Raw genomic sequence first — 23,638 nt, 5'->3', positions numbered from 1 at the left:
GTGAGCGACGACATCAGGCTGCACGAGGACGCTGCGGCCGAGCCGCTGCGCCCGTGGCTGCCGGCCGACCTGCTCGACAACGCGGCCCGGACCATCTCGGACAACAAGACCATCATGCTGGGCCTCCCGGTGCTCGCCGCGATCGCCCTGCTGGCCGTCCAGGCCGCGCTGACCGAGGTCGCCGTACCGGGTGGGATCAGTGGGTTCTTCGGTGCGGAGGATCCGTTCGAGCAGGCCGGTGGGGCCTTACTTCTCACGTACGGCGTTCAGCTGGTTCTGTTCGCTGTCGTCTCCAGCACTCTGGCCGGCATCATCGCGCTGGCCGCGGTGCGCAGCCAGCTGGGTCACCGGGTCAGTGCACGTGGGCTGCTCCGGCTGGTCCGGCCTGCACTGCCGGCGCTGTCCGCTGTGGGGCTGCTGCAGTCGCTGTCCTTCCTGGTGCTGATCGGAGGCTGGCTGCTGGCCGTGTTCGGGATCGGTGCGGGCGCGGAGTCCGCGATCTCAGGTGCTGTGGCCGGTGCGGTCGCCGTAGTGCTGATGCTGCTCGGCGGTCTGCTGGTGCTGATCTTCGGTATCCGGTTGGTGCTGGCCGGGACAGTGGTGCTGATGGAAGGCAAGCACGCGCCGGACATCGGGCTGTACATCCCGGCCCGGGTGGGCATCTGGGGTGCACTGCGGCGGTCCTGGCAGCTGGTGCGCGGCAAGTTCTGGCGGGTGTTCGGCATCCTGATCTTCGCGAGCGTGGTGGTCAACATCGTCAGCTACGCCCTCCAGTTCGGAGTCACGACTCTGGTGATCACGGTCGGCTCCTGGGCCGACTCCAGCGAGAGCACTGGTGGCACTGTGATCGCCATCGTGGTCGGAGCGGCAGCCGGTATCGCGACGGTGCTGACTCTGATCGCCAGTCTGGCCTTCATGTCCGCCGTGCAGGCTCTTGTCTACCTGGATCTGCGGATCCGGCGTGAGGGCCTCGACCTGTGGATGCGTCCGTCCCTGCGCCCGGGAGGTGCCGCGTGATCTTCGCCGAACCGCCGGTCGACGTACTGCGCGACCAGGCCGCCCGCGAGGCCGCGGAGGAGCTGTCGAAGTCCGCCTACCGGCAGTCGGGTGGCTCTCTGATCGAGCGAGCCCTCGGCAAGCTCGTCGACTGGATCTCCGATCTGCTGGGCGGCGTCACCGGCTCCTCCCCCAACGGCCATGCCGGACTGGCCATGCTGGCCGCACTGATTGCCCTGATCATCGTTGTGGTGCTGTGGCGAGCCGGAGTGCTCCGGACCAGCAAGCGCGGCAAGCAGCAGCAGTCCGTCTTCGACACCTCGCGGCCGCGGACCGCTGCGGAGTACCGGGCGCAGGCTGAGAAGGAGGCCGCGACCGGCGACTTCACCCTTGCGGTCCGCAGCCGGTTCCGGGCCTGCGTGGCCGAGCTGGTCGAGCGGACTGTCCTGGACGATCGCGCCGGGCGGACGGCGTACGAGGTGGTCGCGGATGCTGGGCGCGCGGCGCCGACACTGCGCGACGTGCTACAGCCGGCCGCACTGGCCTTCACCGAGGTTGTCTATGGCAACCGTCCGGGCAACCCGACCCGGTACGCCGTGGTCGTGGCTGCCGACGATGCCGCTCGAGTCGCTCGCATCAAGGTGGCTTGATGAGCACGAGTGTGCCGGTTGGGCGGGGTGCTGCGGAGAGCTGGCGTGCGCTGCGGAAGCCGCTGCTGATCACGGGCATCGTCGTACTGGTGTCGCTGGTCGTGCTGATCTTCAGCACTGCGAGTACGTCGGGTCCGTTCAGCCCGGACTCGACTGAGCGGGACGGCGCCCGGGCGTTGTCTAACCTGCTGAAGAACCATGGCGTGAATGTGCAGGGGACGGAGGTCCTCTCCACTGCTGCGCAGTCCGGTGCGGGCAAGGCGCTGCTGATCGGGCCGAACGGTTCGCTGGATCGCGCCGACTGGCAGCGGATCGCGGACGCCGGCTGGAGTCACCTGATCCTGATCCGCCCCAGTCCCCGTGAGCTGGAGGTGCTGGCGCCGGGGGTCAAGAGCACCGGCCAGGTGCTCGTCTCGGACAGCCGAGAGCCCGACTGCGACCTGCCGGCCGCAGTGAAGGCCGGGACCGTGACAGCCGGCGGTACGTCGTACTCCGCGCCGCAGGGTGCAACGACCTGCTACGGCGACGGAATCAACCACACCGTGATCAGGATCGAGACCGGCGGCCGGACTGTCGATGTGATCGGCACGTCGCGGTCCTTCACCAACAGCGAGCTTGCGGACGACGGCAACGCCGCACTGGCGCTCAACCTGATCGGCACGCACCAGAGCCTGACCTGGTACCTGCCGCAGTGGGAAAGCAGCGGTGCGGACGACGAGGGTGGTGACGGACCGCCCCTGGTCCCGCCGGATGTCCGCTACATCGGTTGGGCGCTGGCCTTCGCCGTACTGGTGGTTGCGATCTGGCGGGGGCGCCGGCTCGGGCCTGTCGTGGTGGAGCGGTTGCCGGTGATCGTGCATGCCGCGGAGACCACTGAGGGACGTGCGCGGCTGTATCGCCGGTCGCGGGCTCGTGACCGTGCTGCGGCGGCGCTGCGGGAGTCGGCACTCGCCCAACTACACAAGGCGCACGGCATCCCGCGTCGGGCCGAGCCGGGCGCAGTGGTCGCCACGCTGGCCGCCCGGACCGGGTGGGATCCGAACACGCTGTACGAAACGCTCTACGGCATGCCACCGCTCGACGACGCCGCTCTGTTGAACTTGTCCGACGCACTAGACGTACTCATGCAGGAGGTACGACACCCGTGACCACTACTGAGGTCAGCGCCGACCAGGCCAGGCAGGCGCTGGTCGCACTGCGGACCGAGATCGGCAAGGCGGTCGTCGGGCAGGAGACGGCGGTCACCGCGCTGGTGCTGGCGCTGCTCTGCCGTGGCCACGTGCTGCTGGAAGGCGTGCCTGGTACGGCGAAGACGCTGATGGTGCGGGCACTGTCGATGGCGATGCGGCTGGACACCAAGCGGGTGCAGTTCACCCCGGACCTGATGCCGGGTGACGTGACCGGGTCGCTGGTGTACGACGCGAAGACGAGTGAGTTCGAGTTCCGGCCCGGCCCGGTGTTCACCAACATCATGCTGGCGGACGAGATCAACCGGACGCCTCCGAAGACGCAGGCCGCGTTGCTGGAGGCGATGGAGGAGCGGCAGGTCACCGTCGACGGTGTCTCGCGGAAGCTGCCGGTGCCGTTCGTGGTCGCGGCGACGCAGAACCCGATCGAGTATGAGGGAACGTATCCGCTGCCGGAGGCGCAGTTGGACCGGTTCCTGCTGAAGGTGACGCTGGACATGCCGCCGCGCGACGCCGAGATCGCCGTACTGGCTCGGCATGCGCAGGGGTTCGACCCGCGTGACCTCGAGGCGGCCGGACTGAAGCCGGTGGCTGGTCCTGAGGACCTGCTGGCCGGACAGAACGCCGTACGGCGAGTGGCTGTGCGGGAGGACGTGCTGGCGTATGTCGTCGACCTGTGCCGCGCGACCCGGCAGTCGCCGTCGTTGCAGCTCGGTGTGTCGCCGCGTGGCGCTACTGCGCTGCTGCACGTCTCGCGGGCGTGGGCCTGGCTGTCTGGTCGGGACTACGTGATTCCGGATGACGTGAAGGCCATGGCGCGTCCTTGCCTGCGGCACCGAGTGCAGGTGCGGCCGGAGGCTGAGCTCGAAGGCGTCAGCGCGGACGCGGTGCTGGAGAGCGTCCTCGCGACCGTGCCCGTGCCACGCTGATGGTTCTCACAGGCAGGGCCGGGCTGCTGGCTGGTCTCGGGGTGGTGTTCGTCGCCCTGGTGATGCCGAGCTGGTCTGGCGTCGGTGTGGTGATGGCTGTGGTCTTTCTGGTGTGCCTGGTGGACCTGTTGCTGGCTGGGTCGCCGCGGCGGCTGCAGCTCAGTCGCGAGGGCGATACCGCCGTACGGCTTGGTGAGCCGGCTGCTGTTCAGCTACTGGTGACCAATCCGGGTCGGCGGGTCCGCGGGCTGCTGCGGGATGCCTGGCCGCCGTCGGCCGGCGTACTGGATCCTCCGCACAAGCTCGACCTGCCATCTGGTGAGCGGCGGCGGCTGACGACGCATCTGGTGCCGACACGACGTGGAGACCGCCATGCGGATCGAGTGACGGTCCGGTCGATCGGTCCGCTCGGTTTTGCCGGTAGGCAGAGCGGCCATCACGTGGCGTGGACTGTGCGCGCGCTACCGCCGTTCAACAGCCGCAAGCACCTGCCGTCGCGGTTGGCGCGCCTGCGTGAGCTGGATGGGCGCACTGCGTTGCTGGTGCGTGGGCAGGGCACCGAGTTCGACTCCCTGCGGGACTACGTGCCTGGTGATGACGTGCGCAGCATCGACTGGCGAGCCACCGCCCGCCGCGGCACCGTCGTACTGCGGACATGGCGGCCCGAACGCGATCGCCAGGTAGCCATCGTCATCGACTCCGGCCGCATGTCGGCCGGCCGCGTGGGTGACGCGCCTCGCCTCGACCACGCGATGGACGCGGCCCTGCTGCTCGCCGCACTCGCCACTCGCGCAGGTGACCGAGTCTCCTTGCTGGCCTGCGATTCCGCCGTACGAGCCGACGTACGACGCCCTGCGCCTGAAGACGTCCTCCCCTCCTTCGTGAACGCCCTGGCCAACGTGGACGCCGAGCTGGTGCAGACCGACTTCCGAGTCGTCGTCTCCCAGGTCCTGGAGCGCCTAGGCCAACGCTCCCTGGTAGTCCTCCTCACCGGCCTGGACCCCGCCGTCATCGAGGAGTCGCTCCTACCCGTCATCGGCCCGCTCCTGAAGCGTCACACCATCGTCCTGGCCTCAGTAGCCGACCCCCGCCTGACAGAGCTCGAATCCACCCGCACCGACCTCATCGAGGTCTACAACGCCGCCTCCGCCGCCCGAACCCGCCTCGACCGAGACCGCGTCACCGCAGTCCTCACCCGAGCCGGCGTCACCGTAGTAGACGAAAACCCAGACCAAATAGCCCCCGCCCTGGCCGACACCTACCTAGCCCTCAAAAAAGCCGGCCGCCTGTAGTCCTCCCGCCGTAAGAAACCCTTTACAGCAACACAGCAGTAGAGGATTCCCCACACCACCGACAGAGCCACCCCCCCATGCAGTCTTCTGGGCTAACGTCCGAAGGACCGGAGGGGCCCGTCTCCGGATCGTCGGACGTTGTGAAGCAGCGATCGCTAACGTCCGAAGGACCGGAGGGGCCTGTCTCCGGATCGTCGGACGTTGTGTGGTGGGCTGGATCGCGGCGCATCGGTAGGCAGCTGGCCGGGCTTCAGCGCGCGGGTCAGCGGAGGTGCGCGGTGAAGGTGTTGCGGTGGGTGGTGGTGAAGTCGTGTTCGCGGCGGGACCAGGCGATGCGGTCGGCGCGTTGGGTGGGGGTGACTGGGGCGGAGGTTTCGGTCCAGAAGCGGGTGTTGCGGGATTGGCGTTCGAGGATGGCGTCGACCAGGGCCTCGCGTTGGGGTGGGGTTGCGGCGTAGGCGTCGGCCAGGACTCGGACTTGGGCGGCTTGGCGGGCCGGGTCGTTGTGTTTGGAGGCTATGCACCAGGTCCAGGCTGCGTAGCCGAGGTCTTCGAGGGGGCTGCCGGGTTCGGCGGTGTCGAAGTCGATCAGGGCGACCGGGAGGTTGTCGCGGAAGACGGTGTTGTTGGGGCCTGGGTCGTGGTGGCAGATGACTCGGGTGGGGGTGATGCGGGTGGCGTCGTGGAAGGCACGGAGGAGTACGCCGAAGGCTGCGAGCTGCTCGTCCTGCCAGCGCTGGAAGGGGCCCACCTCCCCTTCTAGGTAGGAGAGGATGTCGCGACCTTCGGTGTCCTGGCCCAGATAGCGGGGTGCGCCGGTGAAGCCGCGGGCTTCGAGTAGGCGGAGCAGATCGGGGGTCCCAGGGGACGCGGGGCGTCGTACGGTGTCACCGATCCGTACGACGCCTGGGGTGATGCGGCCGGGCTGCATCTACTGGGTGGGGCGGGCCTGGGCGAAGGTCCAGTGGTGGCCTTCGAGGTCTTCGGTCTCGTAGCGGCGGTAGCCGTGCTGGTGGATCTCGCTGAGGATCTTGGCGCCGGACTGCTGGCTGTGGGCGAAGTGGGCGTCCAGGTCGTCGACGTAGATCCAGGTGCTGTGGTCGTGCTGGGGTGGGCGGCTGTCGGTACGGCGGAAGAGCAGGAGGCTGCGGTCGCCCACGTTCAGCTCGACCCAGCCCGGAGTGGTGCCTTCGGCGGGGATGCTGGTCCAGGAGTCGAGGCCGAAGAAGGTGTGCAGCCAGCGAGCGGCAGCGGCCGGGTCTTCGTAGTACAGGGCGACTGCGAGGCGGTCGAGCTCGCGGGGCGTGCTGGGCGCGGTGGCGCGGCGGGCGATCCACTGCGGGACCCAGTTGATGACGTTCGTCCAGAAGTAGAAGGCCTTCTCGCCACCAGCCACGAGAGCCTGTACGACGGTGACCCGCGTGCTGTCACCGAGGGCGGCGAAGGTGATGCGGGTTTCGGTGTCGTCGACGGAGCTGCGGTAGGCGAAGAGCGAGCCTGGCTCCCAGTCGGTGATCCGGCCGAGCTCCAGAACGTCATCGGGCAGCGAGTACACCTCGAGAAGGCGGCCGCCGACACCTGGCTCGATCTGCATGGCCGTGGCGCGGGCAGCGTCGAAGAAGTTGATCGGGCCGCGAACCCACCACAGATCGATCTCTTCGGTGAAGATCTGGAAGGCGGTCGCCGGGTCGACCGGGACCTCGACGGTGGCTGTCGCTGATGGTGCGGTCATCACAACTCCTTCTTCTCGACATGACGTTTGAAGGCGCCCAGCTGGTCGCGCCAATGCGCCTGGACCTGGTCCAGCCAGGCCTGTACGGCGACCACGGGCTCGGGGTTGAGGCGGAAGAGCCGGACCCGGGCATCGTCAGGAACGCGCTCGTCGGCAACCAGGCCGGCCTCGAGCAGGATCCGCAGATGCCGGCTCATCGCCGGCGACGACGAACCGGTCGCGACGGCCAACTGACCGGCCCGCCGCGGACCTTCGCCGAGCAGCTGGACCACCTGCCGCCGGGTCGGATCGGCGAGCACTTCGAAGAACCGGTCGACCTGATCTTCCACCATGCCGCAATAGTTCTACTATCTGTTAACTATTGTCAACCGCTCGAAGAACCCCGGACACGGTTGGATGGACCCCATGAGTGAGAGAGATGTCGAGAAGGACTACACGGTCGCCGAGTTCGCCGCCAAGCTCCGCCGGCTGGCCGATGCCCTGGAGGCGGGCAAGCCGTTCCGGATCCAGATCGCCGGAGAGCGCTTCACCGTCCCGAAGAACGCCGCGATCAGCGTCGAGCACGAGCGCTCCGAGGACGAGGAAGAGGTCGAGTTCCAGCTGAAGTGGAGCCTCGCCGACGCCGACGAGGAGCCCGAGGACGACGACGAGGTGTGAGGTACGGCGTCGTACCGGTCAGCTGATCGAGTTGACCGGTACGACGTGGCACGCGACCTGCGCATCGCTAGCAGCCGGCAGAACAGGCAACGAGACCGAGCGGCAGGCGTCGACACCGTTGCCAGCGGCCACCAATTGGCAGCGCGGGTGAAAGCGGCAGCCGGAGGGGATGTGTGTCGGGTCCGGCGGCTCACCGGTCAGGATGATGCGCTCGGGGGATTCGGGCAGGACCGACAGCAGGGCTTGCGTGTAGGGGTGCTGCGGGTTCGTGAGCACGTCCTCGGTGCGGCCGGACTCGACGATCCGGCCGAGGTACATGACCGCGACCCGGTCGGCGATGTTCCAGGCCAGTCCCAGGTCGTGGGTGACGACCAGCGCACCGAGACCCAGGTCGTCCCGCAGCCGGAGCAGTAGCGCGAGAATCTCGCCGCGGATCGAGGCGTCCAGGGAGGCGACCGGTTCGTCGGCGATCAGGATCTTCGGGTCCAAAGCGAGTGCACCGGCGATCACCACCCGCTGGCGTTGGCCACCGGACAGCTCATGCGGGTAGCGCTGGAAGAACCGCTCCGGCGGCCGCAGCCCCGCGCGGGCGAGCGCCGAAGTGACGACCGCCTCCTCATCAGGCAGCTTGTGGATCCGCGGGCCCTCGGCAACAGCTTCATAGACGGTATGGCGTGGATTCAGCGACCCCGTCGGATCCTGCAGCACGAGCTGGACCTGACGGCGGAAGGCGCGTAACGCCCGACCGGAGTAGTTCAGCGGCCGGCCGTCGTACGAAATAGTGCCGGACAGCGGCCGCTCGAGGCCGAGGAAAGTCCGGGCGAGCGTGGTCTTGCCGCAGCCGGATTCCCCTACCAGGGCGACGATCTCGCCCGCGCCGACCGAGAGGTTCACCCCGTCGACAGCGCGCGCACCGCCACCGAACTCCACCGCCACGTTCGTTGCCTCTAGCATGTTTCCTCCACCAGCACACAGGCCGCGTGACGATCAGGTCCGGCTGGGTGGAGCTCGACCGGAGTGGTCGAACACGAGTCCAACGCGACTGGGCAGCGGGGATGAAACGCACATCCACCGGGCAGATCCGAAGGATCAGGCGGGTCGCCGGCCAGGCCGCGCGGCGCCAGCCGGGAGGCCGGATCGCCGACAGTTGGGAAGGCAGCGGAGAGGGCTTTGCTGTAAGGGTGCTGGAAAGCCGAGTCGGACGGACCGGTCTCCACGAGACGGCCGGCGTACATGACAGCCAACCGGTCGCAGACGTCCGCCAGGACGGACAGGTCGTGCGAGATCATCAGCAGTGAGATCCCATGCGATGCGATCAGCTGGCGGATCAGCGTCAGCACCTGCGCCTGCACCATCAGGTCCAGCGCGGTCGTCGGCTCGTCCGCGATGATCAGCTGCGGCGAACACGCCAAAGCCATCGCAATCATCACTCGTTGCCGTTGGCCACCGCTCAGCTCATGCGGATAGCTCCGCGCCCGCCAGGCCGGCAATCCGACCTGCTCCAGGAGCTCCGCCACTCGCGAGCGAGCTTCGGCCGCCGACGCCAGCCGATGCACCAGCAACGGCTCGGCGATCTGCTCGCCAATCCGCCGTACCGGGTTGAGGCCGTGCTGTGCGCCCTGGAAGACGATCGACGCGGACGACCACCGGACCGCACGCAGCCGGCCCCACTTCATCGCCACGACATCCTCGCCGCCCAGCAGGATCCGCCCCTCCAGCTGGGCCGTCCGTGGCAACAATCGCAGCAAGGACAGCGCGATCGTCGACTTCCCGGACCCTGACTCCCCCGCCAGCCCGACAGCCTCGCCTACCGCCACCGACAACGACACATCCCGTACGGCGTGTACGTCGCCGCCGGCCAACCGGTAGGTCACCGACAACCCATCGAGTTCCAGCATCACGCCGCCCGGGTTCGGAGTCGCGGATTGAGCACAGTCTCCAAAGCTCTTCCACACAAGGTGAAAGCCATCACCACGATCACGATGCAGAGGCCCGGGATGAGGATGTACCACCAGGCGCCGGCGGTCGCCGCACCCCAGTCGTACGAACCGCGCAGCATCGTGCCCCACGAGGTCTTGTTCGCGCTCACCCCGAGGAACGCCAGCGTGGACTCGGTAACAATCGCGCTCGCCACCTCCAGCGTCGTACTTGCCAACAGCAACGGTGCGACGCTCGGCAGCACGTGGCGGGTGGTGATGTGCCAGTGGCCGGCGCCGAGGGCGAGTGAGCGTTCGATGTACGGGCGGGCCTCGACCGCGAGCGTCTGCGCCCGGATCAGCCGAGCCGTCGACGGCCACGACGTCACTCCGATCGCGATCACGATGGTCGCCGTACTGCCGCCGAGAATCGCAGCCAGCACCAACGCGGTGACCAGCGACGGCAACACCAGGAACCAGTCGGTCACCCGCAGCACGATCGCGCCGGCCCAGCCGCGGAAGTGGCCGGCCGCAATCCCCAGCACGGTCCCGATCACCATGCTCAGCAGGGCTGCGAGGAATCCGATCAGTAACGAGGTCCGCGAACCCCACCAGATCATCAGCAGCACCGAGCGCCCGGACTCATCGGTCCCGAGCGGGTAGTCCACGCTCGGCGGCGCCATCTTCGCGCCAGTACCTGACACCACATTGGTGACGCCCGCGTCGATGAACAGCGGCGCGATCAAGGCCAGTATGACCGCCACCACTAGTACGACGAGACCAATCATTCCGGCCTTGTGCGCGCGGAAGTCCCGCCAAAAACGTTCCACCGAACGCTGCCGCCGTACCCAAGTAACACTACTCATACTGACCTCACCCGCGGATCGAGCACGTGATAAATCACGTCAGCCATGGTGTTCATCAGAATCACCGAAACCGTGATCAGCAGGAACGTCCCCTGCATCAGCGTGAAGTCCGGCACCCGGATCGCTTGATAGAACAGCTGCCCGAGCCCCGGCCAGCTGAAGATCGCCTCGACCGTCACCGCGCCCCCGACCACGAACCCGATCCGCATGAATACCAACGTGACCGTCGGCAGCAACGCGTTCGGTACGGCGTGCCGCCGCCGGATGTCGTCGTCCTTCAGCCCCTTGGCCCGGGCGGTCGTGATGTAGTCCTGCTCGACCTCGTCCAGCACCGACGACCGCATCACCAGCAGGTACTGGGCATAGACCACGGCAACCAACGTCAGACACGGCAACACCATGTGCTGGGCGACATCGAGCACGTAGCCGAACCCGTCCGGCGCATCGACGCTCGAGATCCCTCGCGTCGGGAACAACCCCGGGATCGGACCGATGCCTGCGGCAAACACCATCAGCAGCAACAGCCCGAGCCAGAACGTCGGCACCGACCACAACACCAACGACACCGCGGTGGAGAACCGGTCGAACCGCGAACCCGGCTTCCACCCGGCCCGCGCACCCTGCCAGATCCCGAGACTGACCGCCATCACCAGCGCGGTCCCGGTGAGCAGCAGCGTCGGCCCGATCCGCTCACCGATCAGATCGAGCACCGGCCGCTTGTACTCGTACGACGTCCCGAGGTCGAACCGCAGCGTCTGCCCGACGAAGTGCAGGAACTGCTCGGGAATCGACTTGTCCAGCCCCAGCCGGGCGCGCTCCAGATCAAGCTGCTCCGGCGTCATGTTCCGCCCCTGCGCCAGCGCTCGGACCGGGTCGCCCGGCAGCATCCGGAACAGGAAGAACGTCGCCACGACCACCATCGCGATGCTCAGCAGTGCCCCGCCGATCTTGGTCGCCGCGTACCGCAGCAACCCATGACGCGCCGGGGCAGCCTCAACCTCTGCGACAACTGTCATTCGCGCTCGTCAGCAGCACCTTGACGCCGCCGCGCCAGCACGAACCCACCAAGAGCCAGTACGACGACCGCTCCCGCGATGCCCGCGATGAGCCCGGTGTTGGAGCCGCTGCCGGATTCCGCCGAACCGCTCTTCGTCACCGCCTCGACGGTGTAGAACGGCCAGTAGCCGCTGCCGCCGTACAGGATGCCCTTGTCCTCGGGGATCGGCGTGATGGAGGCGATCCGGTCCTTGCGGTAGCCCTCGAGGTCGTTCGGGTAGTAGAGCGCGATCACCGGCGCGTCGACGTACAGGCGCTCTTCCATCTTCTTGATCAGCTCGGCGCGCTTGGGCCGGTCGAGTTCCTTCTGCTGCTGCTTGTAGAGATCCTCGTACTGCGGGTCGCAGTAGAACGACTCGGTGCCGCCGCCCTGGCCGGAGGCGGTCGGCCGCCGGCTGCACAGGTGGGTGCCGAGCACCTCTTCCGGATCCGGGTTGACCGACCAGCCGCTGATCGCGATGTCGAACAGCGCCGTCACCCCGGTCTCCTCGGTGAACTTGCTGGAGTCGAGGCGGCGCGGGGTCAGCTGGATCCCGAGCTCCTTGAACCAGCCGGCCAGGTACTCCGCGAGCTTCTCCTCGCTCGGCGCATCGGTGTGGATGCTGAACCGGAACTGCAGTTTCCGCGAACCGTCCGGCATCGTCCGGATGCCGTCGGCACCCTTCTTGTAGCCGGCGTCGTCGAGGATCTGGTTGGCCTTGGAGGCGTCGTACGTGATCTTCTCCGCACCCGTGGCTTCCCAGAAGAAGCTCTTGTACAGCGGCGGCACGACCGAGCCGTCGGCGACCCGAGCGAGCCCGCTCTGGGTCTCGTCGACGAGCTTCTGCTTGTCGATCGCGTAGTGCAGCGCCTGCCGCACCCGCGGGTCCTTCAACGCCGGGTGCCCGTCACCGATCGGCTTGTTGTCGCTGGTGGTCGCGCCGTGGTTGATCTGCAGGTACGTCGCGCGCCGGCCCTCGGCGTTCCACTGGACGATGTTGCTGTCGCTCTTCAGCGACTCGAAGTCCGGCGGCGAGAGGCGGCCGATCAGGTCGATGTCGCCCTTCTTCAGCCCGACGATCGAGGCGGCCGGGTTGTCGTAGAAGATCATCTGCAGCTCGTCGATCTTCGGCGCACCCCGCCAGTAGTCCGGGTTGGGCGCGAGCCGGACGAACTGGTCCTTCTTGTACTCGACCACGCGGTACGGACCGCTGCCGACGATCGGGACCTGGTCGTTCTCGTACTTCGCGATGTCCGGGACCTTCTCCCAGATGTGCTTGGGCACGATCGCGACCGGGATGTCGAGCATCGACGCCTGCGGCGCCTTCAGCTTGATGGTCAGGTCCTGCCCGCTGGCGGTGACACTGGCGAAGTTCTCGACCGCCGGCCCGTTACCGGCCTTGGCCGCGTCGTCGGTCATCATCTTGTTGAACGTCCAGGCCGCGTCGTCCGCGGTGATCGGCCGACCGTCGGACCACTTCGCCGTACGGATCTTGAAGGTCCACGTCAGCCCGTCCGGCGACGTCGTCCAGGACTCGGCCAGGTCCGGGCTGGGCTGCAGGGTCTTGGAGTCCGGCACGGTCAGGAACGCGTACATCAGGCGCTGCAACGAGCCCGACACCAGCCGGACCGCCAGGAACGGGTTCATCGAGTCGACCGCCTGAGTGACTCCGATCTTGACCACCTTCCGCGGCGGGTCGGCGGCATACGCCGTCCCCGGCAGGCTCAACAACGCGATCGCCGCGAGCACCGCGAGACATTTCCTGATCATCCCCACGCCCTCTGCCCTCAGTGGTGTTTGGGAAGACACCACACCAGCAAGCGCTGTCCTGGTCAATGAAGTACGAACCTTTGTCACACATACGTCATCAACTTTCGGCTTGACTACACACTTGTGTAGTGCTCTACTCGATCGTGTAGCCAAGGAGGACGGAATGAAGGACGATCTGACCGCGCGGGCCCGGATCCGGGACGCGGCGATCAAGCTGTTCACCGAGCGCGGGATCGAGGGCGCCTCGATCCGCGACATCGCCACCGAGGCCGGGGTCTCGTCGGGCCTGGTCCGGCACCACTTCGGGTCGAAGGAGGCGCTCCGCGACGCCTGCGACGAGTACGCCCTCGGCCGGATGTTCGAGCTCGGCCGCGAGCTCGTCGACGAGCAGGGCCTGGAGAACGTCAGCGTCGCGACGGTCCAACCGGTCGCGTTCCCGCTGCAGACGTACCTGGTCCGCTCGATGATGGACGGCTCGTCGACCGCCTCCGCGATGTTCCTGCAGACGGTCGAGTACGGCGAGCAATGGGCCAAGACGCACGGGGTCGTCACCGACGACTTCCGGGCCTGGTCCGCGGTGATCACGGCGATGAAGCTCGGCGTCTACGTGCTCCGCGAGCAGCTCGAGCTCGCCCTCGGCGAGGACCTCGCCTCCCCCTCCGGCTATTCCCGGCTGAACCGGGCGTTCGTCGACATTTTTTCCCAGCCTCTGCTCACCCCCGAGCAAGCGGCCAACCTGAGAAAGGGCAACCACTGATGTCCGCTGCGGCGATCCACACCGAAGGCCTGGTCAAGACCTTCGGGCGCACCCGCGCACTGGACGGCCTCGACCTGACCGTCCGCACCGGAGAGGTGCACGGCTTCCTCGGCCCGAACGGCGCCGGCAAGACCACCACGATCCGCATCCTGCTCGGCATGACCCGCCGTACCGACGGAACCGCACGCCTGCTCGGCGGCGACCCGTGGTCGGACGCGACCGCGCTGCATCGACGGCTCGCCTATGTGCCCGGCGATGTGACGCTGTGGCCGAACCTGTCCGGCGGCGAAGCGATCGACTTGCTCGGCCGGATGCGCGGCGGTCTCGACAAGGAACGCAAGGCCGAGCTGCTGGAGCGCTTCGATCTGGACCCGCGGAAGAAGGCCCGCACGTACTCGAAGGGCAACCGGCAGAAGGTCGCCCTGGTCGCCGCGTTCGCCTCGGATGTCGAGCTCCTCCTCCTCGACGAGCCCACCTCGGGGTTGGACCCGCTGATGGAGGAGGTCTTCCGCGAGGTCGTGCAGGAGATCAGCGCGGGCGAAGGAAAGACCGTGCTGCTCTCCAGCCACATCCTGTCCGAGGTCGAGGCGCTGTGTGAACGCGTCACGATCATCCGGGCCGGCCGCGCAGTCGAGAGCGGAACGTTGTCCGGCCTGCGGCATCTGACCCGGACCTCCATCACCGCCGAGCTGGCCGGGCCTCCGAACGGTCTGGCCGCGTTGACCAGCGTACACGACCTGCGCGTCGAGGACGGGCTGGTGCGATTCGACGTCGACACCGAGGAGATCAACGCCGTACTGCGTCAGCTCGTCGATGTCGGTGTGCACAGCCTGGTCAGCCAGCCGCCGACGCTGGAGGAGCTCTTCCTGCGCCTGTACGAACCGGAGGCGGCCCGATGACGACACTGACTGGTACCGGTGGATTGATCCGGTTGATCCTGCGCCGCGATCGCGTCGTGTTGCCGCTCTGGATCCTTGCCCTGGCAGTGATCCCGATGAGTTTCGTCAGCACGTACGGCGAGCTGTTCCCGACCGCCGAAGCACGCCGCAGCTACGCGAACAACGCCGGATTCATCACCCTGTACGGCGAACTGTCCGGGAGCAGCCTCGGTGAGTTCGTCACGTGGCGGCTCGGGTTCGTGCCCTTGATGGTCGGCCTGATCACCCTCCTGACGGTGATCCGACACACCCGGGTCGAGGAGGAGACCGGCCGTTCCGAGCTGCTCGGTTCCAGCGTGGTCGGCCGCCACGCCGGTCTCGCCGCCGCGCTGATCACGACCTGCGGTGCGGTCCTCCTGGTCGGCGTACTGGTTGCCCTGGGCATGCACAGCCAGGACCAGCCCTGGGCCGGCTCGGCCGCCCTCGGACTCGAATTCGCGGGTACCGGCTGGCTGTTCGCCGCGATCGGCGCGATTGCCGCCCAGCTGACGGCGAGCGCCGGCACCGCCCGCGGGATCGCGATCGCGGCCCTCGGGGCATCGTTCGTCCTGCGTGCCGCCGGGGACACCAGCGCCCACACCGACGGCCCGTTGGCCTGGCTCACCTGGCTGTCCCCGGTCGGCTGGGCCCAGCGCATCCACCCGTACGGCGCCAACCGCTGGTGGCTCGGTGGATTGGTGCTCGCGGCAACCGTCGTACTGATCCTGATCGCGGTCCGGCTCGCCGTACGGCGTGATGTCGGCTCCGGGCTGCTCCCCGCCCGGCTCGGTCCCGCCGAAGGCACGATCGGATCGCCGTGGGGCCTGGCCTGGCGACTGCACCGCGGACTGCTCACCGCGTGGACCTCGGCGTTTCTCTTGCTGGGCTTGCTGTTCGGCGGCGTGGCCGAGGGGGTCGGCGACATGATGCGCGACGATCCGAAGATCCAGGAGATGTTCCAGCGGATGGGTGGTGCAGCCGGGCTGATCGACTCGTTCCTGGTCGGCGTCATGACCATCACCGGACTGATCGCGTCGGCGTACGCGGTCCAGGCGACCCTGCGCTTGCGTGCCGAGGAGATCAGCGGTCGCGCCGAACCAGTCCTCGCAACCGCAACCAGCCGCCTGCAATGGGCCGCGAGCCACCTGGTCTTCAGCCTGCTCGGCCCAGCCATCGCCCTCTTCGCCTCCGGCGCAGCCGCCGGACTCGCCTACGGCATGGCAGTCAACGACGTCGGCACCCAACTCCCCCGCCTGATCGCCGCCGCCCTCATCCAACTCCCAGCCGTCTGGCTCCTCGCCGCCCTGACCCTGACCATCTTCGGCCTCATTCCCCGAGCCTCCCAAGCAGCCTGGGCCGGCCCCACCATCTGCCTCCTCATCGGCCTCGTCGGCGCCGGCGTCAAAATCGCCCCCTGGCTCACCGACATCTCCCCCTTCACCCATCTCCCCCACCTCCCCGGCGGCCCCACCCCTCTGGCTCCGGTGGTCGTCCTCCTCCTGATCACCGCCGTCCTAGCAGCCACCGGCCTAACCACCCTCCGCCACCGAGACCTCCCCACCACCTAACCCCCGCCGCGCCCGGTACGACGGCACGCGGCGACCTCATGGGGCTGCTCCGCCGCAGGTATGGGTGGTACCGAGTCGGAACGGCTGTACGGCGTGGTGCTGCACGGTGACGTCAGTCGCGCCGGCCACAACCCGGGGGTGCGCCCACCCGGTGGGGGCCGTGGACAGGTAATACCTTGTTCACGCCCACCGGCTCCTGTTCAAGCCCCCTGCATCCGCTCCGAAACCTGCAACCGACGGCACCGCGGGAACCGGCCTGTGTTCTCGGACCGCAACCGCAACCCGTCAGCCGTGGACAACGGGAACGCGGGAACCGGCCTCGCCAGCCACCGCGGCGGCCCGCCATGCTGTCTTTCAGATCGGCCGGTCGCGGCGAGCAACCACAGCGCACGTCCCCGACCGAGTCCTTTCGCCTGCACCCCGTCTCGCGGCGGATCTGTGCCACTGACCAACTCACTCCGGCGAGGGTTTCCGGGCGGCGGTTGAGCGTGGCGAGGTGGACCCGGCGGAGGTTGGTCAGTGGTGGCGGTCCGCGGAGCCAGGGCAGCGGGGCGTCGTTTCAGGTGGCCGCGCAGGTGCAGGCGCAGGGTGCCCCGCTATCCGGTGGATTTTGGGGCCCCGGCGACGAAAATCCACCGGCTAACGAACGCGGGCAAGCGAAAGCGCGCAGGGAGGTCGGGGCAGCTGCTGGTGGCCTGCGCTCTTGAACCGCAACCAAAGCCCGGCGGGGGTGGGGTGTCAAGGATGGGGTACTGGCTTCGACGTTCCTTGTGAGTGAGAGGAGACGTGATGAGTGACTTGTTGCCGCCGGTGAGTGACCGGGCGGGGTTTCAGGGTGAGTTGGACGAGTTGCGGGTTCGGGAGAAGGCGCACAGTCGGGAGGCTGATGCGATCGCGGCTGCGCGCCGGCGGTTGCCGATGGTTGAGGTGGATGCCGGGATCACGGTGACCGGGGCCGAGGGTCCGGTGACGCTGCTCGAGACGTTCGAGGGGCGGAAGCAGCTGATCGCGTACTACTACATGTGGCACGACGGGCATCCGGCCGCCGAGCAGTGTCCGGGGTGCACGTGGTGCAACGGGGCGGTGGGTGAGCTGTCCTACCTGCATTCGCGCGACATCACGTACGCCGTGTTCTGCCAGGGCCCGTACGACGAGAGCCGCCGGTACCGGGACTTCATGGGCTGGACGATGCCGTGGTACTCGTCGATCGACTCCCGCGACAAACTGCTGGAAGGCAGGAACCTCGGGCAGATGTACCTGGTCTGCTACCTGCGCGACGGCGACCGCGTCTTCGAGACGTACTGGACGACGTTGCGTGGTGTCGAGGTGATGGACAACGGCTACCACCTGATGGACCTCACCGTGTACGGGCGCCAAGAGGGCCACGAGGACTCACCGGCCGGCTGGCCGCAGGAGTGGGCGAAGGCCGAACACATCCTGAAGGCCGACGGCCGTCCGATCGCCCAGTGGTCACGCATCGAAGCCGGGCGACCGGACAAGCTCTAGACCCGAGCGTTCCGGGACCAGACGAAGCAGTAGGCACCGAAGGCCGCGATGCCGAGTGCGAGCACGGTCAGCAGGATCGACCCGAAGGGTTGTTCCTTGATCGTGTGCAACGCGGCGTCGAGACCGCCGGCCTTGTCCGGTTCGTAGCTGATCGCGGCCCAGCCGAAGAGCACGCCGACCACCACGAACGCGACACCCTTGGCTGCGTAGCCGATGCGACCGAGCAGGATGGTCGTGTCGGAGACGCCGCCGACCAGGTCCTCGGTGAACTTCTTGGTGTACGCCTTGTGCAGTTGGCGAATGCCGATCGCGACCACGGCCAGGCCCAGCACGACGATCAGCACTCGACCGAGTCCGTGTTCCATCACGCGCGCCGACAGCGTCTTCTGCTGGTTGGTGCTCGAACTACCGGAGCCGATCGCGACCCTCACCGCGCTGACGCCGAGGACCAGGTAGACGACGGCACGACCTGCCGACGACAACCGCTTCTTGGTGTCGAGGTCGCCGTACGCGAGGTCGATGACTTTCCAGAGGACCAGTGCGAACAGACCGATCGCGACGATCCAGAGCAGGACGCCACCGAATGGCTTACCGGCCAGCTCCTGCAACGCGCCTTGCTGGGATGCCTCCTGCGACGACTGGCCCCACGCCAGCTGGAGTGCGATCCATGCGATCAGCAGGTGCACGACGCCGTACGCGATCAGGCCGACCGTGACGGCGACGCCGTACCACTTGCTGTGTCTGACTTCCTGGGCGGATCTCATTGTGATCCAGTGCCCAGCGACAAACGACGACCGGGGCGGGGAAGGCATATGTCAAGTGGCGATCGGTGCAACTGCATCGGCCTCTTCGACGTCACCGGTCTCGCCTGCGCGAGCGGCGCGGCGGCCGAGGATAAAGACGTACAGGAAGAAGGCGGTCTCGGCCAGGATGCCGATGCTGATCCGCACCGGTGCGGGCAGGAACGGCGTCACGAACGCTTCGATCACGCCGGTCACCAACAGGATCGCGGCGATCCCGATCGCCATCCCCATGGTGGCGCGGCCGGTCTGGGCGAGCGCCTGCATGCGCGTCCGCGCGCCCGGGACGATCCACGACCAGCCAAGACGCAGACCGGCCGCGGAGGCTATGAAGACCGCGGTCAGTTCGAGCAGGCCGTGCGGAGTGATCAGGCTGAAGAACAGGCCGCCCTTGTCGTGGCCGATCATCAGACCGGCGCTGACACCCAGGTTGAGCGCGTTCTCCCAGAGGATGAAGATCGACGGGATCAACAGAATGCCCAGTGCGAGTACGGCGGCGCTCAGCGTGGCGTTGTTGATCCAGACATGCAGGGCGAAGTCCTGGGCCGGGTTCTCGGAGTAGTACGACTCGAAGTCGTGGTCGACCAGCTGCTGGATCTGAGCCGGTGCGGCGATCGAGTCGATCACCTCAGGGTGCGCCAGGATCCGCCACGCCGACCAGGCCGCCACCATGTAGAAGAGCAGGCCGATGGTCAGCCACCAGCGCCTGGTGACGTAGAGCGCGGCCGGGAAGCTCACCAGGAAGTATCTGGAGATGTCGCGCCAGACCGGAGCCTGCGCGCCGGTAACAGCACCTCTGGCATCAGCGATCAGCCCGGAGAGCCGTCCGATCGACACCGGGTCCGCACCGGCCGCTCTGAGCGCGGAGAGATGCGTGCCGACGCGCTGATACAGCGTGACGAGCTCCTCCGCCTCAGCACCGGTCAATCGCCGCTGCCGACGAGTCAGGTAAGCCAAGCGGTCCCACTGCGGCTGATGCACCGAAACGAACGCCTCGACGTCCACAACACACACCTCCTCCCCGGAATGGCTCCTTGCGCTGGCAGACTAGCCCGACTGAGTGTCTATGGAGGAGGGGGGCGGCAGAGTGTCTCAACTGGTCACTGGGGAAGCGGTCGTCCTCCAGGTGCGGATCGCGCGGATGCCGACGCGAGCACTGGCCTGTGCGATCGACGTGATCATCCAGGGGATCGTGCTGAGCGGCGTCATCGGGCTGATGTTCGGTTTCCTGTTCAGCGGGCAGTCGAGTGAGGCACTGGCCGCTGCGCTGGTGACGATCGTCGTACTGCTCGTTGTGGTCGGCTACCGACTGGTGATGGAGACGCTCACTCGTGGGCGGACGGTCGGCAAGATGATCCTCGGGCTCAAGGTCGTCCGCGACGACGGCTCGTCGATCCGGTTCCGGCATGCGCTGGTGCGGACGCTGATGTGGTTCTTCGTCGATTTCGCGCCGTGGTTCGCGGCCAGCCCGGGCATCGTAGCCAGCCTGATGAACAAGCAGGGCAAGCGAATCGGCGACATGGTCGCGGGCACCGTGGTGATCCGCGAACGCCACCAGTCGATGGCCTCCCCGCCGCTCTTCGTCCCCGCACACCTCGTGGCCTGGGCGCAGTCGCTCGAGCTCTCACAACTCCCCGATGAGCTCGCGAACACCGCCCGCGACTACCTGGCCCGCTTCACCGAGCTCCAGCCCGCCGCCCGCGCCGCTCTCGGCGAAACGCTCGCCCATCGCATCGCCCAACTCACTGCGCCCGCACCGCCGAGCCCGATGATCGCCCCGGCGTTCCTCTCCGCGGTCCTGGCCGAGCGCCGTCGCCGCGAGCTCATCCGCCTCGCCGTGAAGCGCCCCGCGACCACCGGCCCGTTTGCCCCCGCGGTCAACCAGTACGCCGTACCGGCCGGTCCCTTCATCCCACCCAGCCCGTACGGCGTTCTGCCGCCGGCGCCCGTACCGACCTTCGCCCCGCCTCCGCCGGCGCACGAAACCACGCCGGCCACCCACAACGCCCAGGGCTGGGCCACCCCAGGCAGCAACCAGTCCGGCTGGTAATCAGTTTTCGGCCGCCCAACGCCGAATAGCTCCCGTCCAACGCCCAGAGCCCGCGAAGCGTGGGTAGTGTTGCGACCATGTCGCATTTGGTGGAGTGGGATGCATGGTCGGCGCGGTGGGATGCCCAGCAGGCGGGCTACCTGCCGGATCGGGAGCAGCAGTTCGCGTTGATGCTGACGGTGGTGGAGCGGGTCGTCGGTCCCCCGGGGCGGTTCGTGGACCTCGCCTGTGGGCCCGGTGCGATCTCGGCCCGGGCGCTCGCGCGGTTCCCCGCGGCCGAGGTGATCGGGGTCGATCTGGATCCGTTCCTGCTGGAGATGGCGCGGCAGACGGTCGCCGGAGCGCGGTTCGCGGCAGCGGATCTGCGCGAGCCCGGCTGGGACGACGTACTGGGTGATGGCCCGGTCGACGCGGTGTGTTCGGCGACCGCCTTGCACTATCTCGCCCCCAGCGACCTGGCCGAGGTGGCGCAGGTGCTGGCCCGCCGGATCCGGCCGGGTGGCGTGTTCCTGAACGCCGACACGATGCGGCTCGGTCCGAGCGAGGTGCCGCAGCTGGATGCAATCGCCGTTCAGTTGCGTGATGAGATCTGGAACGCGTCGCACGCGTCCGGGATCGAGGACTGGCAGGCCTGGTGGACCGCGGCCGGCGAGGAGCCCGCATTCGCCGAGCTGCTCGCGCAACGTGCCCAGCTCGTCATCAACCGGCCGAAGCAGCGCGAGATCACCCTGACCGACACCCTCGAGTCCTTCCGCAAGGCCGGGTTCGCCGAGGTCGCCGTACTGGGTCAGGTAGCCGACAAGCACCTCTTCGCCGCCATCCGCTGAGGCAACTTGCTGCCAGCCGGTCAGAGGCCGGTACGGCGGCCTCTAGCGTCGACGGCATGAGTCTGAGCATGAGAGTCTTCGCCGTCCAGCTGGACATGCTGCACGACGCCGTCGGCTCGCGGGACGAGAAGCTGGTCCAAAGGATCAGCCGGTACTCCGCCGAGGCGTGGTCCTCCGAGGACGACTACTGGAGCGACGAGATCGCCGACGGAGCACCGACCAGCAGCGCGGCGCTGCGCGCCGTGATCGACGGCGGACCGTTCGACGAGCACTACGGCCACCGCTACCGATGGGCGTACCAGAACATCTGCGAGTTCCTGTTCGCCGATTACGGCATGAGCGACGAGTACTTCAGCGGATTCCGCAGCGGCTGGCTCGAGGACGTCGGCAAGGGTCTCGAGCAGCTCGGCATCACCACGGCCCAACTGAGCAATCTCGTCTACCTGGGGAGTCCGGCGCTCCTGCCCGGTTCTGAGGGCCTGCAGTCCGGCGAGTGGGACAACGCCACCTGCCGGGCCGGGCTCGATCAATGGCATGCCTCCACGCCGGAGCAGCGTGCCGCGCTCCACCCCGAGGTCCTCGGCGCGGTCGTGAACTGTGTGGGCTGGATGGCCGAGGTGGTAGCCCTCAGCGACCAACTGTCGGAGGAGTACGGCGTCGCCGCCTTCTTCGGCTGAAGGCGGCACAGCGGAAGGGCCGCACCAATCGGTGCGGCCCTTCGCTGTGGGGGGATCAGTAGCGGTAGTGCTCAGCCTTGTACGGGCCTTCGACCGGTACGCCGAGGTAGGACGACTGCTCCTTGGTGAGCTCGGTGAGCTTCACGCCGAGCGCCTCCAGGTGCAGGCGGGCGACCATCTCGTCGAGGTGCTTGGGGAGCACGTAGACCTCGGTCGGGTAGTCGGCCGTGCGGACGAAGAGCTCGATCTGCGCGAGCACCTGGTTGGTGAAGGAGTTCGACATCACGAACGACGGGTGCCCGGTGGCGTTGCCCAGGTTCAGCAGCCGGCCCTCGGACAGGATGATGATCGTGTGACCGTCCGGGAAGCGGAACTCGTCGACCTGCGGCTTGATGTTGATCCGCTCGATGCCGGCGGTCTTGTACAGGCCGGCCATGTCGATCTCGTTGTCGAAGTGACCGATGTTGCCGACGATCGCCTGGTGCTTCATCTGCGCCATGTGGTCGGCGGTGATGACGTCCTTGTTACCGGTCGTGGTGACGAAGATGTCGACGATCCCGACCACCTCGTCGAGCGTGGTGACCTGGTAGCCGTCCATCGCGGCCTGCAGCGCGCAGATCGGGTCGATCTCGGTGACGATGACGCGGGCGCCCTGGCCGCGCAGCGACTCCGCACAGCCCTTGCCGACGTCGCCGTACCCGGCGACGAGTGCGACCTTGCCGCCGATCAGGACGTCGGTGGCGCGGTTGATGCCGTCGATCAGCGAGTGCCGGCAGCCGTACTTGTTGTCGAACTTCGACTTGGTGACCGAGTCGTTGACGTTGATCGCCGGGAAGAGCAGCGCGCCGGCCTTGTGCATCTCGTAGAGCCGGTGCACGCCGGTGGTGGTCTCCTCGGTGACCCCCTTGATGCCCTGGCCGATACCGGTCCACAGCTGACCGTCCTCGGCCAGCGTGCGGGTCAGCACGGTCAGGACGACGGCGTACTCCTCGGAGTCCGCGGTCGACGGGTCCGGGACGACGCCGGCCTTCTCGAACTCGGTGCCCTTGTGGACGAGCATGGTGGCGTCGCCACCGTCGTCGAGGATCATGTTCGGACCCTCGGCGCCCGGCCAGCGCAGCGCCTGCTCGGTGCACCACCAGTACTCCTCCAGCGTCTCGCCCTTCCAGGCGAAGACGGGGACACCGGCGGGGTTGTCGACCGTGCCCTCGGGCCCGACGACGACGGCCGCGGCAGCGTGGTCCTGGGTGGAGAAGATGTTGCAGGAGACCCAGCGAACCTCGGCACCGAGGACGGTCAGCGTCTCGATCAGCACCGCGGTCTGGATCGTCATGTGCAGCGAACCCATGATCCGCGCACCGGCCAGCGGCTTGCTCTCGCCGTACTGGGCACGCATCGCCATCAGACCGGGCATCTCGTGCTCGGCCAGCCGGATCTCCTTGCGGCCGAACTCGGCCAGCCCGAGGTCCGCCACCTTGTAGTCGAACGTCATCCTGCTCCCCTGA

General features: G+C 67.7%; 24 protein-coding genes. 13 read left to right on the top strand and 11 right to left on the bottom strand.

Features of this window, described 5'->3' with window-relative positions:
• Genes OG474_RS26065 through OG474_RS26045 form a run of 5 tightly spaced genes read left to right on the top strand, consistent with a single transcriptional unit; the run spans nucleotide 1 to nucleotide 5,054 of the window.
• Nucleotides 1-1,017: a hypothetical protein gene (locus OG474_RS26065; RefSeq protein WP_405056191.1), complete on the top strand. Its 1,017-nt coding sequence runs from the start codon at nucleotides 1-3 to the stop codon at nucleotides 1,015-1,017.
• Complete coding sequence (locus OG474_RS26060; protein WP_405056190.1) at nucleotides 1,014-1,646, top strand: DUF4129 domain-containing protein; 633 nt, start codon at nucleotides 1,014-1,016, stop codon at nucleotides 1,644-1,646. The genes OG474_RS26065 and OG474_RS26060 overlap by 4 nt, the downstream gene beginning before the upstream one ends.
• Complete coding sequence (locus OG474_RS26055; RefSeq protein ID WP_405056189.1) at nucleotides 1,646-2,794, top strand: DUF4350 domain-containing protein; 1,149 nt, start codon at nucleotides 1,646-1,648, stop codon at nucleotides 2,792-2,794. The genes OG474_RS26060 and OG474_RS26055 overlap by 1 nt, the downstream gene beginning before the upstream one ends.
• Nucleotides 2,791-3,762 (top strand): AAA family ATPase, encoded by a 972-nt coding sequence (locus OG474_RS26050; protein ID WP_405056188.1) that lies wholly within the window; start codon nucleotides 2,791-2,793, stop codon nucleotides 3,760-3,762. The genes OG474_RS26055 and OG474_RS26050 overlap by 4 nt, the downstream gene beginning before the upstream one ends.
• Nucleotides 3,762-5,054: a DUF58 domain-containing protein gene (locus tag OG474_RS26045; protein WP_405056187.1), complete on the top strand. Its 1,293-nt coding sequence runs from the start codon at nucleotides 3,762-3,764 to the stop codon at nucleotides 5,052-5,054. Before OG474_RS26050 ends, OG474_RS26045 begins: the two co-directional genes overlap by 1 nt.
• Nucleotides 5,055-5,316: 262 nt before the next feature.
• Here the strand turns inward: OG474_RS26045 and OG474_RS26040 are convergent, their stop codons facing one another.
• Genes OG474_RS26040 through OG474_RS26030 form a run of 3 tightly spaced genes read right to left on the bottom strand, consistent with a single transcriptional unit; the run spans nucleotide 5,317 to nucleotide 7,118 of the window.
• Nucleotides 5,317-5,985 carry an aminoglycoside phosphotransferase family protein gene (locus OG474_RS26040; RefSeq protein ID WP_405056186.1) on the bottom strand — a complete coding sequence of 223 codons (669 nt, stop codon included), beginning with the start codon at nucleotides 5,983-5,985 and terminating at the stop codon, nucleotides 5,317-5,319.
• Nucleotides 5,986-6,786 (bottom strand): VOC family protein, encoded by an 801-nt coding sequence (locus tag OG474_RS26035; RefSeq protein WP_405056185.1) that lies wholly within the window; start codon nucleotides 6,784-6,786, stop codon nucleotides 5,986-5,988. It abuts the gene before it with no gap.
• The gene (locus tag OG474_RS26030) at nucleotides 6,786-7,118 is read right to left on the bottom strand and encodes an ArsR/SmtB family transcription factor (RefSeq protein ID WP_405056184.1); all 333 of its coding nucleotides are present in this window, start codon (nucleotides 7,116-7,118) and stop codon (nucleotides 6,786-6,788) included. The genes OG474_RS26035 and OG474_RS26030 overlap by 1 nt, the downstream gene beginning before the upstream one ends.
• Before the next feature lie 73 nt (nucleotides 7,119-7,191).
• Between OG474_RS26030 and OG474_RS26025 the strand changes: the two genes are divergently transcribed.
• Nucleotides 7,192-7,443: an amphi-Trp domain-containing protein gene (locus OG474_RS26025; RefSeq protein WP_405056183.1), complete on the top strand. Its 252-nt coding sequence runs from the start codon at nucleotides 7,192-7,194 to the stop codon at nucleotides 7,441-7,443.
• 18 nt (nucleotides 7,444-7,461) lie between these two features.
• On the opposite strand, the gene OG474_RS26020 is transcribed toward OG474_RS26025, so the two are convergent.
• The 5 genes from OG474_RS26020 to OG474_RS26000 are packed head-to-tail and all read right to left on the bottom strand — an operon-like array spanning nucleotide 7,462 to nucleotide 13,031.
• On the bottom strand, nucleotides 7,462-8,397 hold the full coding sequence (locus OG474_RS26020; RefSeq protein WP_405056182.1) for an ABC transporter ATP-binding protein: 936 nt from the start codon (nucleotides 8,395-8,397) through the stop codon (nucleotides 7,462-7,464).
• Complete coding sequence (locus tag OG474_RS26015; protein WP_405056181.1) at nucleotides 8,391-9,341, bottom strand: ABC transporter ATP-binding protein; 951 nt, start codon at nucleotides 9,339-9,341, stop codon at nucleotides 8,391-8,393. Before OG474_RS26015 ends, OG474_RS26020 begins: the two co-directional genes overlap by 7 nt.
• Complete coding sequence (locus tag OG474_RS26010; RefSeq protein ID WP_405056180.1) at nucleotides 9,341-10,225, bottom strand: ABC transporter permease; 885 nt, start codon at nucleotides 10,223-10,225, stop codon at nucleotides 9,341-9,343. Before OG474_RS26010 ends, OG474_RS26015 begins: the two co-directional genes overlap by 1 nt.
• Nucleotides 10,222-11,241, bottom strand: coding sequence for an ABC transporter permease (locus OG474_RS26005; protein WP_405056179.1), 1,020 nt, complete (start codon nucleotides 11,239-11,241; stop codon nucleotides 10,222-10,224). The genes OG474_RS26010 and OG474_RS26005 overlap by 4 nt, the downstream gene beginning before the upstream one ends.
• The gene (locus OG474_RS26000) at nucleotides 11,238-13,031 is read right to left on the bottom strand and encodes an ABC transporter substrate-binding protein (protein WP_405064615.1); all 1,794 of its coding nucleotides are present in this window, start codon (nucleotides 13,029-13,031) and stop codon (nucleotides 11,238-11,240) included. Before OG474_RS26000 ends, OG474_RS26005 begins: the two co-directional genes overlap by 4 nt.
• Before the next feature lie 163 nt (nucleotides 13,032-13,194).
• Here OG474_RS26000 and OG474_RS25995 point away from each other — a divergent pair, with 163 nt between their 5' ends.
• The 4 genes from OG474_RS25995 to OG474_RS25980 all read left to right on the top strand — a co-directional run bounded on the left by OG474_RS25995 (nucleotide 13,195) and on the right by OG474_RS25980 (nucleotide 17,779).
• Complete coding sequence (locus OG474_RS25995; RefSeq protein ID WP_405056178.1) at nucleotides 13,195-13,788, top strand: TetR/AcrR family transcriptional regulator; 594 nt, start codon at nucleotides 13,195-13,197, stop codon at nucleotides 13,786-13,788.
• Nucleotides 13,788-14,687, top strand: coding sequence for an ATP-binding cassette domain-containing protein (locus tag OG474_RS25990; protein WP_405056177.1), 900 nt, complete (start codon nucleotides 13,788-13,790; stop codon nucleotides 14,685-14,687). Before OG474_RS25995 ends, OG474_RS25990 begins: the two co-directional genes overlap by 1 nt.
• The gene (locus tag OG474_RS25985; protein WP_405056176.1) at nucleotides 14,684-16,273 is read left to right on the top strand and encodes an ABC transporter permease; all 1,590 of its coding nucleotides are present in this window, start codon (nucleotides 14,684-14,686) and stop codon (nucleotides 16,271-16,273) included. The genes OG474_RS25990 and OG474_RS25985 overlap by 4 nt, the downstream gene beginning before the upstream one ends.
• Before the next feature lie 789 nt (nucleotides 16,274-17,062).
• A complete protein-coding gene (locus OG474_RS25980) occupies nucleotides 17,063-17,779 on the top strand; it encodes a DUF899 family protein (protein ID WP_405056175.1) in 717 nt (238 codons plus the stop codon).
• Here the strand turns inward: OG474_RS25980 and OG474_RS25975 are convergent.
• The gene (locus tag OG474_RS25975) at nucleotides 17,776-18,543 is read right to left on the bottom strand and encodes a DUF1206 domain-containing protein (protein ID WP_405056174.1); all 768 of its coding nucleotides are present in this window, start codon (nucleotides 18,541-18,543) and stop codon (nucleotides 17,776-17,778) included. The two genes, OG474_RS25980 and OG474_RS25975, sit on opposite strands and share 4 nt — an antisense overlap.
• A 51-nt stretch (nucleotides 18,544-18,594) precedes the next feature.
• Nucleotides 18,595-19,584, bottom strand: a complete 990-nt coding sequence (locus OG474_RS25970) for a stage II sporulation protein M (protein WP_405056173.1) — start codon at nucleotides 19,582-19,584, stop codon at nucleotides 18,595-18,597.
• An 82-nt stretch (nucleotides 19,585-19,666) separates the two neighbouring features.
• On the opposite strand from OG474_RS25970, the gene OG474_RS25965 reads away from it, so the two are divergent.
• From OG474_RS25965 to OG474_RS25955, 3 genes are all read left to right on the top strand, one after another.
• The gene (locus tag OG474_RS25965) at nucleotides 19,667-20,629 is read left to right on the top strand and encodes an RDD family protein (protein WP_405056172.1); all 963 of its coding nucleotides are present in this window, start codon (nucleotides 19,667-19,669) and stop codon (nucleotides 20,627-20,629) included.
• Nucleotides 20,630-20,706: 77 nt separating this feature from the next.
• Nucleotides 20,707-21,456 (top strand): methyltransferase domain-containing protein, encoded by a 750-nt coding sequence (locus tag OG474_RS25960; protein WP_405056171.1) that lies wholly within the window; start codon nucleotides 20,707-20,709, stop codon nucleotides 21,454-21,456.
• Between the two features lie 56 nt (nucleotides 21,457-21,512).
• Complete coding sequence (locus tag OG474_RS25955; protein ID WP_405056170.1) at nucleotides 21,513-22,133, top strand: hypothetical protein; 621 nt, start codon at nucleotides 21,513-21,515, stop codon at nucleotides 22,131-22,133.
• A gap of 55 nt (nucleotides 22,134-22,188) precedes the next feature.
• On the opposite strand, the gene ahcY is transcribed toward OG474_RS25955, so the two are convergent.
• Nucleotides 22,189-23,625: an adenosylhomocysteinase gene (gene ahcY, locus OG474_RS25950; RefSeq protein WP_405056169.1), complete on the bottom strand. Its 1,437-nt coding sequence runs from the start codon at nucleotides 23,623-23,625 to the stop codon at nucleotides 22,189-22,191.
• Between the last annotated feature and the right edge of the window lie 13 nt (nucleotides 23,626-23,638).

The sequence above is a fragment of the Kribbella sp. NBC_01505 genome, assembly GCF_045040285.1.
GTDB lineage: Bacteria > Actinomycetota > Actinomycetes > Propionibacteriales > Kribbellaceae > Kribbella.
The sequence above is the reverse complement of the archived record's forward strand: the minus strand, read 5'-3'. Positions and strand labels throughout refer to the sequence as shown.